At 72.1% G+C, this 13,896-nt stretch carries 11 protein-coding genes; 9 read left to right on the top strand and 2 right to left on the bottom strand.

The genetic code is table 11. From position 1 onward, the window contains the following. Positions 1-103: 103 nt before the first annotated feature. Together FB471_RS29145 and FB471_RS29140 are read left to right on the top strand one after the other, a co-directional pair. Positions 104-1,783, top strand: a complete 1,680-nt coding sequence (locus FB471_RS29145; RefSeq protein WP_142002820.1) for a chitinase — start codon at positions 104-106, stop codon at positions 1,781-1,783. Positions 1,784-1,974: 191 nt separating this feature from the next. After that, positions 1,975-2,253, top strand: a complete 279-nt coding sequence (locus tag FB471_RS29140; RefSeq protein WP_142002817.1) for a hypothetical protein — start codon at positions 1,975-1,977, stop codon at positions 2,251-2,253. Here FB471_RS29140 and FB471_RS29135 read toward each other — a convergent pair. Continuing rightward, entirely contained in the window at positions 2,205-2,882 is a 678-nt protein-coding gene (locus FB471_RS29135; protein WP_142002815.1) for a thiaminase II/PqqC family protein, read from the bottom strand. The genes FB471_RS29140 and FB471_RS29135 overlap by 49 nt on opposite strands. A gap of 231 nt (positions 2,883-3,113) precedes the next feature. Here FB471_RS29135 and ku point away from each other — a divergent pair, with 231 nt between their 5' ends. Together ku and FB471_RS29120 are read left to right on the top strand one after the other, a co-directional pair. Further along, complete coding sequence (gene ku, locus FB471_RS29125) at positions 3,114-4,079, top strand: non-homologous end joining protein Ku (protein ID WP_142002813.1); 966 nt, start codon at positions 3,114-3,116, stop codon at positions 4,077-4,079. A 103-nt stretch (positions 4,080-4,182) separates the two neighbouring features. Next, positions 4,183-4,392: a hypothetical protein gene (locus tag FB471_RS29120; RefSeq protein ID WP_142002811.1), complete on the top strand. Its 210-nt coding sequence runs from the start codon at positions 4,183-4,185 to the stop codon at positions 4,390-4,392. 12 nt (positions 4,393-4,404) lie between these two features. On the opposite strand, the gene FB471_RS29115 is transcribed toward FB471_RS29120, so the two are convergent. After that, positions 4,405-4,977 (bottom strand): RNA polymerase sigma factor, encoded by a 573-nt coding sequence (locus tag FB471_RS29115; protein WP_246076779.1) that lies wholly within the window; start codon positions 4,975-4,977, stop codon positions 4,405-4,407. A 382-nt stretch (positions 4,978-5,359) separates the two neighbouring features. Between FB471_RS29115 and FB471_RS29110 the strand changes: the two genes are divergently transcribed. From FB471_RS29110 to FB471_RS29090, 5 genes are all read left to right on the top strand, one after another. Then, positions 5,360-6,268 (top strand): universal stress protein, encoded by a 909-nt coding sequence (locus FB471_RS29110; protein ID WP_142002809.1) that lies wholly within the window; start codon positions 5,360-5,362, stop codon positions 6,266-6,268. 281 nt (positions 6,269-6,549) lie between these two features. Further along, complete coding sequence (locus tag FB471_RS29105; RefSeq protein WP_246076778.1) at positions 6,550-7,515, top strand: AAA family ATPase; 966 nt, start codon at positions 6,550-6,552, stop codon at positions 7,513-7,515. Between the two features lie 6 nt (positions 7,516-7,521). Next, entirely contained in the window at positions 7,522-8,685 is a 1,164-nt protein-coding gene (locus FB471_RS29100; protein ID WP_142002807.1) for a DUF58 domain-containing protein, read from the top strand. Continuing rightward, positions 8,682-11,006, top strand: coding sequence for a transglutaminase TgpA family protein (locus tag FB471_RS29095; RefSeq protein WP_142002805.1), 2,325 nt, complete (start codon positions 8,682-8,684; stop codon positions 11,004-11,006). The genes FB471_RS29100 and FB471_RS29095 overlap by 4 nt, the downstream gene beginning before the upstream one ends. Positions 11,007-11,010: 4 nt before the next feature. After that, on the top strand, positions 11,011-13,890 hold the full coding sequence (locus tag FB471_RS29090; protein ID WP_170221045.1) for a PKD domain-containing protein: 2,880 nt from the start codon (positions 11,011-11,013) through the stop codon (positions 13,888-13,890). The last annotated feature ends 6 nt before the right edge of the window (positions 13,891-13,896 follow it).

Genomic DNA, 13,896 nt, shown 5'->3' with positions numbered 1-13,896 from the left:
GCGCCCGCTGTGTGTCGGGGTTGACTTTTCAAGTGGTCTAGTCCATTTTCATTACTAGTCCTCTAGTGGTATAGACCACATTCCCTGCATTGTGGAGGCGGAAATGGCTCGGACCCCACGGCGCCTGCTCGCGGGCGTGCTGCCGGCCGCGCTGGTGGCGCTCGCGCTACTGCCCGCGGGCACGGCACAAGCCGCGAACATCGCGGTGAACAGCGGTTTCGAAGCGGGAAACACCACCGGCTGGTCCTGCGGGGCCGGTACCGAGGTGGTCAGCACCCCGGTGCACGCTGGTTCCTACGCTCTTGCCGGCACCCCGGCCGGGCAGGGCACCGCCCGTTGCTCGCAAACCATCACCGTCGAGCCGGACACCGACTACCGGCTCTCCGGCTGGGTCCGGGGCAGCTACACCTACCTCGGCGTGACCGGTACCGGCGGCGGCGACCGCAGCACCTGGAGTTCCGGCACCGCATGGAGTGAGCTCGCGATCGAGTTCACCACCGGGGCGTCCGCCACGAGCGTGACCATCTACGTGCACGGCTGGTACGGCCAGCCGACCTACCACGCCGACGACATCGTGCTGGACGGGCCCGGCGGCGGGGACCCGGATCCGCAGGTTCCCTCGGCGCCGGACGGGCTGTCCGGCCAGGCCTCCGGTTCGAGCGCGGCCGCGCTTTCCTGGACCGCGCCGGGTGGCACGGTCACCGGCTATCACGTGTACCGGGACGGCACGCGGGTCGCGTCCACCACCACGACCTCCTACACCGACACCGGCCTGCGGGCGGAGACCAGCTACAGCTACACCGTCTCCGCCTACAACAGCGCGGGGGAGTCGCCCCGGTCCGCCGCGGTCGAGGTGACCACCGCGCCGGACGGCGGTGACCCGGGCGGGGAACTGCCCAAGCACGTGCTCACCGGCTACTGGCAGAACTTCTACAACGGTGCGGAGCCACTGCGGCTGGCCGATGTCCCGACCACCTACGACATCATCGCCGTCGCCTTCGTGGATGCCGTGCCCGGCCGCAACGGCGGGGTCGACTTCACCCTGGATTCCGGGCTGTCCGAGCAGCTGGGTGGGTACACCGACGCGCAGTTCCGGGCCGATATCCGCACCGTGCAGGCGCGCGGGCAGAAGGTGATCCTCTCGGTCGGCGGGGAGAAGGGCACCGTCTGGGTCGGCGACTCGGCCGCCGCGGACAACTTCGCCACCGACATGATCGGGCTGATCGACGAGTACGGCTTCGACGGCGTGGACATCGACCTGGAGAACGGTATCCACCCCGACCCGATGAGCTCGGCGCTGCGCCGGATCCACGCCGCGGGCGGCGAGGTCATCACCATGGCGCCGCAGACCCTGGACATGCAGTCCACGCAGAACGGCTACTTCCAGCTGGCGCTGTCGATCAAGGACATCCTGACCATCGTCAACATGCAGTACTACAACAGCGGGACCATGCTCGGCTGTGACCAGCAGGTCTATGCGCAGGGCACGGTCAACTTCCTCACCGCGCTGGCCTGCATCCAACTGGAGGGCGGGTTGCGGCCGGACCAGGTCGGGTTGGGCCTGCCCGCCTCGACCAGGGCCGCGGGCGGCGGCTACCAGTCGCCGGGCAACGTCAACGACGCGCTGGACTGCCTGTCCCGGGGCACCAACTGCGGCAGCTTCCAGCCGGACGCGACGTATCCGGCCATCCGGGGCGCGATGACCTGGTCGATCAACTGGGACGCGTCCAACGGCTACAACTTCGCCAGTACCGTGGCGCCGCACCTGGACCGGTTGCCGTAACCCGGCAGCGGCGTCGCACCGCCGAGCCCGGCCACTGGGACCTCGTCTCCCGCACCCGGTGGCCGGGCTCGGTCATGCCCGGATCGAGTGAGTTGTGAACATTCAGGTAACCATCCGTAACGAAGCTCAAGATCGCCGCGAGTAGTCGATACGGGCGTGTCCGGCAGCCCGTTCGGCGGAAGGAGTCGGTCATGGCTTCGCACATCGTGGCGACGTTGGTCCGGAAGGCGCACCCCACGCGGCTGTTGGCCGGGCTGTTGCTACTGCACACGGTCCTGCTCGTCGGGTACTTCGGATCGTTGCGCGCCGCGGTCATCGCCGCGGTCGTGGTCATCGCGGCGATTGGTGCATACCATGCGTTACGAGCCGCCACGGGACAGGTGGACACCATCCTGCTCGCCGAGCTGGGTGAGGGATGCGCTCAGGCTGGCTCCGGTTCGCGAAACGAGTCCCAGAACGCCGCCTCGTAGACCTGCATGTGCCGGGCGGCCGTGGCGGCGGCTCGCGGGTCCGAGCCCTGGTCGAACCCGGCCTGGACCACCTCCAGCGCGGTCTCCACGAACCCGGGTGGCGGGGTCGAGAAGAACTCGAAGAACTCCACGTCCCCGCGGGTGAGGCCGTAGTGCTCGCGCAGCGCGACGGCGGTGCGGGCACAGTAGGACCCCCAGAAGCCCAGGTTCACCACCATCGCGGTGAGCAACTCCGCGGCGGTCCCGTACGCGCACAACCAGGCGACGTGATGCGGGTATGCCTGCGCCATCCCGGTGGGTTCGATGGCCCGCAGCCCCGCGGAGTCCAGGCCGAGCGCCCCGGCGAAGCCGTGCAGCAGCTCCAGCGCCCTGCTCTCGCCCGCGGCGAGGTCGAGCAGCAGCGGGCCGGCGGGTGGCTCGGCGAACCGGGCCGCGGCCAGGGTGAAGCTGCGCCGGTCGCTGCGCAGGATGCGGTCCTGCTCGGCGGCGACGCGGCGCAGCCGGTCTCGGGGCGCCTGCCCCGCCTCCAGCAGGGTGAGGAAACGGTTGTGCCCGGCGGCGGGGGTCAGTTCCTCGACGACGTCCCGGTACAGCTGCCGGGCGTCGGTCGATGCGTCGGCGACATCCATGACACCTGCCTACCAGCTTCCCACCCGTTGCCGTTCCGGTACCAGAACGGCGGGGACTACGACGAGCGGCTGGTGCTGCGGCCGGGACTCGCCACTGGTCGGGACGGCCTGGACGTGCACTACCTGGCCGGATGACCACCTCAACGGTGTCCGAAGACGATCTCACCGCGTATCGTCGGTGTCCGTAACCGACGTCGCCGGGGCCGGCGGGGATCGGATCGGAGGTAGACGATGCGCGCGATGTGGAAGGGCGCGGTCTCGTTCGGGCTGGTCTCCATCCCGATTCACCTGTACGCGGCGACCGAGAGCAAGAACATCAACTTCCGCCAGGTCCACGAGGCCGACGGTGGCCGTATCCAGTACAAGCGTTTCTGCTCGGCGGAGGACAAGGAGGTGCCCTACGCCGAGATCGCGAAGGGCTACGAGCTTCCCGACGGCGGCATGGTCGTGCTGACCAGCGCGGATCTCGAGGAGATCCCGCTGTCCACCTCGAAGACGATCGACGTGCTGGAGTTCGTCCCGCTGGAGGCGATCGACCCCATCTACTACGACCGCACGTACTACCTGGAACCGCAGAAGGCGGCGACCAAGCCCTACGTGCTGCTCAGGGACGCGCTGCACAAGTCGGGCCAGGTGGCGGTCGTCAAGGTGGCCATCCGGCAGCGGGAAAGCCTTGCCCTGCTGCGGGTGGTCTCCGACGTGCTGGTGATGACCACCATGCTGTGGCCGGACGAGGTGCGCACCCCGGACTTCGCGTTCCTGCAGGAAGAACCCCCGCAGGTGCGGTCGCAGGAGCTGACCATGGCGAGCTCGCTCATCGACTCGCTGTCCGACACGGTGTTCGAGCCGGAGAAGTACGAGGACACCTACCGGCAGGCTCTGGAGTCGCTGATCCAGGCCAAGATCGAGGGCGACGACACCACCACGGCGCCGGCGGCCAAGCACGAGGCCGACGTCACCGACCTGCTGACCGCCCTACAGGCCAGCGTGAGCGCCGCGAAGAAGGACCGGGAGTCCTCCGCGGAGCCGGCCAAGCGCGCGACGGGCGGGTCCGGCGGAGCCGCCGGACGGAGCACGGCGAGTAAAACCAAGGGGACGGGGAGCAGGAGCACGACGAGCAAGAGCGGTTCGGATGGTTCGGCGAAGTCCGCCGCGAAGAAGCCGACCAAGTCCCGGCGGTCGCCGAAGTCGGCCTGACCCTCGTCTCGATGGCGACACGCCGCCACGGGTACCACGCCGGCGGGTCGCGGGGTGTTATGAAGACCCGAGTAGGTCAACCTTCTCGGGAAAGGCTTCCACTATGGAGTGCGTCCGGTGCGCCGGCGGTCTCGACCACTGCCACGGCACGCTCGTGCTGCACGCCGACGACCAGGTGGAATGCACCGACCTCGACTGCTTCGACGGCGACGAATCGCGGCACCCGCTGACCGCGGACTGCCTGGAGCTGTCCGGCGGCTGTGCCTGTCTCGACACCGAGGTCGTTCCGCAGCCCCTGCCCCGCGCCTCCTGACCCACGTCGCACCTACTCGAAGCCGTGGATCCCCTCGGCACGCAGCCAGGCCCGCATCTGGTCGAAACAGCGTTTCCGCAGCGGTCCCACGCTGCCCGGCGCGATACCCAGCCGCGTCGCGAGCTGCGCCTGGGTGAGGTCCGGCCGGTACGCCAGCAGCCACAGCAGCAGCCGGTGCCGCCTGGGTAGTCGCGCGGCCGCCCGCCAGAGCACCCGGTCGCGCTCCAGCCGCAGCACCAGCGCCTCCGCGGAGGGATGCGGATGCTCGAACAGCCCGCACTCCTCCGGCCAGTACCCGCGGGGCAGTTCCCGCCGCCGCCCACGCAGCGTGCGCAGCGCGAGCCTGCGCGCGGTGGTCGCCAGCCAGGCAGACAGTCGGCGCGGGTCCCGTACCAGCGGTAGCCGCCCGGCCAGCGACACCCAGGTGCCCTGGTGCACGTCCCAACTGTCCGCCTCGTCCAACCGGTGCGCCCTGGCCACGGCCAGCAGCAGCGCGGCGGCCTCTCGCGCCAACGCCGCCATGGCGGTCTGGTCACCCGCGGCGGCCCTTGCGCACAGCTCGCCGAGTTCCATGCCGAACACCATCCCGTCCTCCGGCCCGACCGGTAGGCGACCGGGCGCAGTTGGGACGGCACATTCCGTGTGCGGGTTCCGAGATCACCCGGCAGGGTGGCGTTGCCGGACGGGGGCCACGGTCCCTGCCGCTGGGGACCAGGGCCCGGTGCGCTCGCGGCCGGGGTGGTTTCCGAGGGCGACCTGCCGGGTAGGCCGCACGGCACGACGGCGGTCGAGTTGACGAACAGCGGGGTGCGGATCATCGGGCGGCAGGAGCCGCTCGCCCACGCCGCCGGGTGGCTGGCCCGGCGGCGATTGCGCAGACTGTACGTAGTGGACGGATCCGGAGGTGATCCGGCGTGGCCTGTGGGCGGAACCGGTGACAGCGGGCCGGACGAAGGAGCAGCGAATGATGAGCACGGAGACAGCGCACGGCGCGATCGTGGTCGGGGTGGACGGTTCGCCCTCGGCGAGCCGGGCCGTGGAGTGGGCCGCGAGGACGGCCGCCGAACGCAACACCGGCCTGTATCTGGTGCACGCCTTTCACCCCGGTGGCTCCTACGGCGGGGGGTTGCCCGCCCCGCTGGACGTGTTCGAGGAACTGGAGCAGGAGGGGCGACGCATCCTGGACGAGGCCGCCGAGGCGGCGCGTGCCGTCGCGCCCCGGCTCGCCGTGCACACCGACCCCCGACGCGAGGCGCCGGTACCGGTGCTGCTCGACTTGTCCGGAGTGGCGCGGATGATCGTGCTCGGCGCCTCGGGTTCCGGCGGGTTCGCCGGGATGCGCCTGGGCTCCACCGCGATCGCGGTGTCCGCGCACGCGCGTTGCCCCGTCGCGGTGGTGCGCGGTCGGGACGGCGCCGACGGGCTGCCCGAGGAGGGGCCGGTGGTGGTCGGTGTGGACGGGAGCCCGATCAGTGACCGGGCGATCGGGGTCGCCTTCGAGGAGGCGTCGCAACGAAACGCGCCGTTGGTGGCCGTGCACTCCTGGGTCGACGGGGACTACGAGGACGTGTTCAGCCCGGAGCGGTTCAACGCGGTCTGGGAGTCGGTGGACGAGGTCGAGCAGCGGTCGCTCGCCGAGCGGCTCGCCGGCTGGCAGGAGAAGCACCCGGACGTGCGGGTGGAACGCGTGGTGGTGCGGGACCGTCCGCGGCACCAGTTGCTGGAGCGGTCCGGCGAGGCGCGACTGCTCGTGGTGGGCAGCCGGGGCCGGGGTGGATTCCGGGGCATGTTACTCGGATCGACCAGCCAGGCGCTTGTCCAGCACGCCCGATGCCCGGTGTTGGTGGTACGCCCCACCGACGAGGGCGGGGGTTGAACCGCCAGGTCAGCCGTCTCAGCCGGATTGGCGCGGTGGAGTAGGTAACGGAGCGTGTTCGCGTCGTCCCACGCCTACGGCGATGGGCGACAGGCGACCCGTGCTCTCCGCGCGCGTCACGCGCGAGGCTGGCGTCCATGTCGTGTCCCCCTGCCGCCGTCCACCGCGCCGCGGGTGCGCGGGTGCCCTGGGGCCCCCGGGTGGGCACCGCTACGATGAACTCCTTTGACGTGCGCGTGGTATGCACTTTGCGGCAACTGCGAGGGTCTGGAGAGGAGCCGGTGCCCGACTGGATGGTCTCCCGGCAGGGTTTCCATGAGCTGGCCAGGAACATCGAGGACTTCGTCAGGGGGAAGTCGACGACGGTCCGGCTGGCGCTGGTGTGCCTGCTCGCCGAAGGGCACCTGCTGATCGAGGACGTGCCCGGCGTGGCGAAAACCTCACTGGCGAAGGCGATCGCGCATTCCGTGGCGGGTTCGACGGTGAAACGGATCCAGTTCACCCCCGACCTGCTGCCGTCGGATGTCACCGGTGTGCAGGTCTACGACCAGGCCAAGGGCGGCTTCGAGTACCGGCAGGGCCCGGTGTTCACCAACATCCTGCTGGCCGACGAGATCAATCGTGCCTCCCCGAAAACCCAGTCGGCGCTGCTGGAGGTGATGGCCGAACGGCAGGTCACGGTGGACGGTGCCGCACGCGCGGTCCCGGACCCGTTTCTCTGCATCGCCACCCAGAATCCGGTGGAACACCAGGGAACGTACGTGCTGCCGGAGGCCCAGCTCGACCGGTTCCTGATGCGGATCGCCATCGGGTACCCGGACGAGCTCGACGACGAGGTGTCGGTGGTCACCGACGGGATCGCCCGGCGCAAACCCGAGCAACTGCGCGCCGTGCTGGAACTGGACCAGTTGCGCACGCTCATCGGACTGGTGCGGGAACTGCACATCTCGATGGAGCTGCGGACCTACGTCGCGATGCTCACCAGGGCGACCCGCACGCACCCGGACGTCGAGCTGGGCGCCAGCCCGCGGGGCAGCATCGCGCTGGCCACCGCGGCCCAGGCCTACGCCCTGTCGATGGGTCGTTCCTACGTCACCGCCGACGACGTGAAGGCGATCGCGGTGCCGGTGCTGAACCATCGGCTGCTGCTGACCTCGCAGGCGCGGATCCAGCAGCAGACCCCCGAGGCGGTGGTACGGGACATTTTGGCCGGGGTGCCGGTCCCGCGGGCGCAGGGACACCGGTGAACCACCGTGATCACCGGAAAGGGGGCCGCACTCGCCGCGTCGGCCGTGCTGTTGCTGGCGGGCGGCGTGCTCGCGGGGTATCCCGAGTTGATCGTGCTCGGCCTCGGCTGCGTGGCGGCGCTGGTGGTGGCGGCGGGGTGGATGGTGGCCCGTCCGCGACTGACGACCGTACGCACGATCAGCCCGCCGCGGGTGCCGGAGGGTGTGCCGGCCTACGGCGTGCTGACCGTGACCAATTCCGGGCGCCGGCGTAGCCCTCCGCTGACGGTCACCGAAACCGTGGCCGGGCGCCGGATCGCCGTTCCGCTGCCGAGCCTGCCTGCCGGTGGTGCCACCGAGTCCACCTACCCGCTGCCGACCGAGTGCCGTGGCAGGCATGTCCTGCCCGCACCCGCGGTCGGCCATGCCGACCCGCTGCAATTGCTGCGGACCGGGGCCGCGCACGGCCGGGAGTCCGTGTTGCACGTCTACCCGCGGACGCACCGGATCGCCCCGCTGCCGATGCCGGGCATGCGGGACGCGGAGGGCGGCGACGCGCGCGGCTCCGCGCGGGACGGGGTCGCGTTCCACAGCCTGCGTGACTACCAGCCGGGCGACGACTGGCGGCGGATCCACTGGCCCTCCACGGCGCGGATCGGGACGCTCCAGGTACGGCACCATGTCGTCCCGGACGAGCCCCGGCAGCTGATCGTGTTGGACACCAGCGCCCAACCGTACGCGGGCGAGGCCTTCGAGGACGCCACCAGGGTGGCCGCCTCCTGGTGCGAGGCCGCCGGTCGCGCGGGCCTGCCGTTCGAACTGCGTACCACCGGGGACCGGATCGGTACGACCGGGCGGCGGCAGTGGGACAGCGAGATGACCACCGCGCTGGACCTGCTGTCCAGGGTGGGGTCGTCCGCGGCCGACCGCGGGGTCACCGGAGTGCCGGACCTGGTCCGCGACCTGGTCGCCACCGGCGAGTGGATCACCTTCGGCCTGGTGACCGGCCGGGCGGCGCCCGAGGAGCGGGAGATCCTCGCCGCGGTGCGGCCGTGGTTCCGTACGATCACTGTTGTCCACATCGGACAGTCGGGTACCGGGGGTCGGGAGTCACCGGCCGGGGTGGTCGTGGTCGACGCGCCTACCAGCGCCGAGTTCGCCGACCGCTGGAACTCGGCGGTGCCGCCGTGAGTCCCGGGCAGGTCCGGACCGCGGGCCGGGGAGGGCCGCGCGGAGGAGCGGAGGCCGTCGGTACCGGCGGCCGGGTTGCCCGGACCGCGGCCGAGCTCGTGCTGTGTGGTGCCACGATCGTCGCCGGTGGCCTGCTGTACGGCCGGTTCTTCGCCACCGCCGGGTACCTGCCGCAGGTGTGCGGCGCCGCCGTGGTCGCGGTGCTGGCCGCCACCCTGGCCGGGCTGCGCCGGTGGGGGTCGATCGCCACCCTGCTGACCGCGGTCGGCGGGTTCGCCCTGCTGTCCACCTACGGCGTGTTCCGCACCACCGTCATACACGGGCTGCCCACCGGAGACACGGTGGCCGAACTGGCGCGGGGGATGCTGGGCGGCTGGGCGCGGATGTTCACCGTCGTCCCGCCGGCCGACCTGCGTGGCGACCTGCTCATCACCCCGGTGCTGATCACCTGGATCGCGGCCTTCACCGCGGCCACGCTCGTGCTGCGCACCCGGACGGTGCTGGCGCCGGTGGCGCCCGGGCTGGTGGCCTTCACGGCGGCGCTGCTGTTCGTCGGGGCGCAACCGGGCGTCCAGCTGTTGCCCACCGCGTGCTTCCTTGCCTCCGCGCTGCTGCTGGTGTTGCTGCGGGCCGTTCGGTCCGGCGCCGAGCTCCTTGCCGACTCCCGGCAGGCGCACCGGCTCCGCCGGGCCACCGTGGGCAGGCTGGCCGCCGGGGTGCCGTCGGTCGCCGTGATCATCCTGCTTGCCGTGCTGGGCGGGCAGGCGTTCCCGCTGTCCTCCGGCGCGGACCGGTTCGATCCGCGCGCGCTGACCGAGCCACCGGTGCGAGTCGCCGACACGCTCACCCCGCTGGTGACGCTGAAGACCCAGCTACGGGAGCGGCCGCCGCGCCGCCTGTTCACGGTTCGCACCGGTGGCGACGCCGCGGGCCTCGACCGGGTCAGGACCGCCGCGCTCGACGAGTTCGACGGGGTCCTGTGGACCGCGGCCGACCGCTTCCTGCTGGCCGGGCGGGAACTGGCCGTGGACCCCGCGCTGACCGCGTCCCGCACCGTCACCGCGGAGATCACGATCGACGGGCTCGCCGGGCCGTTCCTTCCGGTGTTCGGTTGGCCCGCGCGGCTGTGGCCGGCAGGGCTGGACGCCGGTGCGATCGGGTTCAGCAGGGACTCGGGTGTCCTGGTCAACGCCGGGGACGCCTGGCAAGGGGCGAGCTACCGGCTGACCGGTGTGCTGGGCGCCCCCGATGGCGGCCTGCCCCGCGCGGCACCGAGTACCGGACCGGTGTACCGGCGTTACACCGAACTGCCCGGCCTGCCGAGCGAGCTGCACGCCACGGCGCAACGGCTCACCGCGAGCGAGTCGACCGCCTACGCCGAGCTCGTCGCGATCGAGCGGTACCTGCGCGGGCTGCCGTACCGGCTCGGCGCGCAGCCCGGGCACTCCTACGCCCGGTTGCACGGCCTGCTGACCGGCAGCGGTTCGGACGGCAAGGCGGGTTTCGCCGAGCAACACGCCTCGGCCTTCGCCGTGCTCGCCCGCGCCGCGGGCTTCCCCGCCAGGGTCGCGGTCGGCTACCGGCTGCCCGCGGCTCGTGCCGGGGTGCACACCGTCACCACCCGCGACGCGCATGCCTGGGCCGAGGTGCATTTCGAACGCTACGGCTGGGTTCCGTTCGAACCCACCGGACCCGCCGTGTCCGCGGCCGGTTCGCGCGGTCACCCCGACGGTGAGCTCGACGGTTCCGCACTCGGGCCGCGGCGGCCCGAACCGCCGCCGGCCGCGCGGCCGCGGCCGGATCCGCCGCCTGCCCCCGCGGATCGTTCCGCCGGCCCGAGCTGGGAGTGGTTGCTGTGGGGCGCGGTGCTGCTGCCCGCGCTCGGCCTGCTGGTGGGTGCGTCGATCGTGCTGGCGAAGGTCCGCAGGCGGCGACGGCGGCGCGGTGCCACGGGGAACACCGCGAGGACACTGGGTGCCTGGCAGGAGGCCGTGGACCGGCTCGCCGAGCGCGGGGTGCGGGAACCGGTCTCGCGGACCGCGGTGGAGACGGCCGAGGCGGCAAGGGCCGCGCTCGGCGCGCGGGTGGAACCCGCCGTGGAGCTGGCCGAACTGGCGACCGCGGCCACCTACGCGCCGACCGAACCCGCGGACGGCGATGTCCGCAGGGCCTGGGGGCTGGAACGCGAGTTGCGTATGCGGCTGTACCCGCCCCGGCCCTCGCTACGGTGGCTGCTGGCCGCGGTGGACCCGCGGCCGTTACGCCCGGGGCGGCACACGGCAGGAGAGCGCGGCAACGTTGGCACGACAGGAATCAGGTGATCACATGGGCCTCGGTACGCGTCGGTGGCGGCCGGTGGGCGGGATCGTGCTGGCGATCGTCTCGGTGGCCGGGCTCGTGGTAGTCGGCGCGAAGCAGGAACGCCAGGTGCCGCAGGTGCGGCTGCACGCGGGCAAGGTGTGGGTGGCCTCCGCCGCGGTGGGCAGGCTGACCCTGCTCGACGGCGCGTCGGCCGAGGTGGCGGGCAGCGCCACGGTGGCGGCTCCTGGCAACGACCTGCGTGCCGCGCAACAGGGAGCCACCGGCTACGCGGTGAACCACACCGAGAACTCGGTGGTGCGGGTGGACGGCGCGACCCTGCGGCCCTCCCGCCCGGTGGCCCCGTTGCCGGGAGCGGGCGGGCGGCTGGCGGTGTTCCCCACCCCGCGGGGGCTCTACACCCTGGACCCCCGGCGGGGGCTGCTCGCCAGCACCGACCCCGCCACGCTGGAGCGGAACGGCCCCACCTACCCCATGCGGGCCCGGATCGCCGAGGGCGTGCCGGTGGTGGATACGCACGGCAGGCTGTGGGCGGTGGACGAGCGCACCGGTGACCTGGTCTGGTTCGCCGATGGTGCGCGGCACGCGCGGGCCGGGGCGGGCACGCCGGGCAGCAGGCTCGCCATGGCGGGAGATCGGCCGGCCCTGCTGGACCCCGCGCGGGGCACGGCGGATCTGCTCGATCCGCGCACCGGCGCGGTCGAGTGGTCGATTCCGGTGGACCTGCGGCCGGGAGAGCGGCTGGCGGTGAGCGACTCCCCCGAAGGGCAACGCGCGCTGGTGGCGCTACCCGATCGCGGGCGGCTGTTGAGCTGCGCCCCGGCGGCCGGGTCCTGCGCGGCCGTGCGGCTGGGTGGCGGTCCGGCTGAGCTCGGCGCGCCGGTGGCGGTCGGTGGGCACGCCGTGGTGCCGGACTTCTCGACCGGGCGGGCGTGGATCGTCGACCTCGACACCCGGAGGGTGGTCGCACACCCGCGCCTTCTCGACCGGCCGGTGCGGTTCGAGCTGCTCGCCAGGGACGGGATGGTCTTCTACAACGACCCGGGCAGCGAGCGAGCCGGGGTGATCGGGCTCGACGGTCGCGTCCGGCCGATCACCAAGTACGACCCGGGAGAGGTGGAGCGCGGCACCGCGGACCGGCAGCGGGCGGAAGGCTCCCCGGGCCCGGTCCCGGGTGACCGCGCGGGGGAGCTTCCGGCGGTGTCCGGGCCGGGTGGTACCCGGCCCCGTCCGGACGGATCCGCCGCGGGCACCGAGGTCTCCATCGTGGTCCGGCCGGACTCCCGTGGCACGGTGGGGGAGGAGTTCGAGTTCGCCGTCGTCGCCGACGGTGCCGCCACGGTGCGCGCTGCCCGCTGGACCTTCGGCGCGGGTGGCGGGGCGAGCGGCACCACCGTGCGGCATCGGTGGGAACGGCCGGGAACCCACCCGGTGCGGGTCGCCGCCGAGTTGACCACCGGGCGCCGCGCGCACGCCGCCGCCGAGGTCGTCGTGGACGCCCCGGACGCGCCGCCACGGATCGACCGGCTGCTGGTGCGGCCGGAGACCCAGCTGGCGGGCCAACCGGTGCGGTTCGGCGCCGAGGTCACCGGGCGCGCGACCGCCTGGGCGTGGACCGTGACCGGCCCGCGGGGCAGGGTGACCGGGTCCGACGGTCCGCGGTTCGAGCGCACCTTCGACACTCCGGGCAGCTACCTGGTGCACCTGCGGGTCTCCGGTCCCACCGGCACCGACCGGCGCGCGGAGCGGTTCACCGTGACCCGCGACCGCACCGAGGTGCGCTGCGGGGACATCATCGACACGGCCACCGTCGCGGTGCTGACCGAGGACCTGACCTGCCCGGGTGAGGTCGCCCTGACCGTCGCGGCCAGCCATGTGGAGCTCGACCTGAACGGTCACACCATCACCACGCAGCATGCCGCCGACCACGCCAGGGGCATCGTGCTCGCCGGGAACGGCAGGCTCACCGATATCGCGGTCCGCAACGGCTCGGTGACCCGCTTCCGCACCGGTCTGGAGATGACCGATGTCGCGGAGGTCACCGTGACCGATCTCGGGGTGACCGGACCGTCCGCGCAGACCGACCGGTATGCGATCACCGGTGACCGGGCGCGGGACGTGCGGCTGAGCGGGGTCACCGTGCACGGCTTCCAGCCGTTCTCCTTCACCGGCGGATCCTCGGCCGTGTTCACCGAGTCGAGCCTGCTCGGCACCACGGGCAAGAGCCTGGCCAACTGCTCGACCGGCAGTTCCTGCGTCATCCAGCGCAGCACGGTCAACCTGTACAGCATCGGTTGTTACCACGGGGAGCAGGAACCCGACAGTTCCATGGTGAGCGTGCGGGAGAGCACGGTCGGCATCGGTAACCTCGGTCCGTTCTGCCGCGCCGCCTCGGTCACCAACAGCGAGATCAGCACCCTGGGCAGCGCGAGCGCGAAACACACGGATGTCGTGGACAACGTGATATCCGGGAACTGGGCACTGGACCTGTCGTTCTCGTTCAACGTATCCGGCAACCTGTTCAAGGATTCCGGTATGCGGGCGCTCATCCTGTTCTCCGGGGAGGGCACGATCACCGGGAACACCTTCACCGGAACCCGCGGGTACGGCATGTTCATCAGCCCGGAAGCGGTCAACCCGATCGGCCCGGTGGAGATCTCCCGCAACGAGTTCCTCGGCAACGGCACCCCGGGGGAGGACGGGCCGGGGCCGGACGGGCTGCGGGTCGAGGCGGTACACCCGGACAGCCTGATCACCGTGTCGGACAACCGGACGAGGGGCAATGTCCGGTACGGGATCAACGCGGAGCCGGGGTCGGTCGTGGACGGCGGGGGCAACGTGTCCACCGGTGACCCGGCCGGCTGCCGCGGGGTGCGCTGCCGGTGAGGGTGG

Source organism: Amycolatopsis cihanbeyliensis, from assembly GCF_006715045.1.
Classification (GTDB): domain Bacteria; phylum Actinomycetota; class Actinomycetes; order Mycobacteriales; family Pseudonocardiaceae; genus Amycolatopsis; species Amycolatopsis cihanbeyliensis.
This window is presented reverse-complemented; position numbering and strand designations above follow the sequence as displayed.

Bases quoted from the DNA above. Each gene is read 5' to 3' on its own strand.
- FB471_RS29145 (WP_142002820.1), top strand. From the start codon at position 104: ATGGCTCGGACCCCACGGCGCCTGCTCGCGGGCGTGCTGCCGGCCGCG.
- FB471_RS29140 (WP_142002817.1), top strand. From the start codon at position 1,975: ATGGCTTCGCACATCGTGGCGACGTTGGTCCGGAAGGCGCACCCCACG.
- FB471_RS29135 (WP_142002815.1), bottom strand. From the start codon at position 2,882: ATGGATGTCGCCGACGCATCGACCGACGCCCGGCAGCTGTACCGGGAC.
- ku (WP_142002813.1), top strand. From the start codon at position 3,114: ATGCGCGCGATGTGGAAGGGCGCGGTCTCGTTCGGGCTGGTCTCCATC.
- FB471_RS29120 (WP_142002811.1), top strand. From the start codon at position 4,183: ATGGAGTGCGTCCGGTGCGCCGGCGGTCTCGACCACTGCCACGGCACG.
- FB471_RS29115 (WP_246076779.1), bottom strand. From the start codon at position 4,977: ATGGTGTTCGGCATGGAACTCGGCGAGCTGTGCGCAAGGGCCGCCGCG.
- FB471_RS29110 (WP_142002809.1), top strand. From the start codon at position 5,360: ATGAGCACGGAGACAGCGCACGGCGCGATCGTGGTCGGGGTGGACGGT.
- FB471_RS29090 (WP_170221045.1), top strand. From the start codon at position 11,011: ATGGGCCTCGGTACGCGTCGGTGGCGGCCGGTGGGCGGGATCGTGCTG.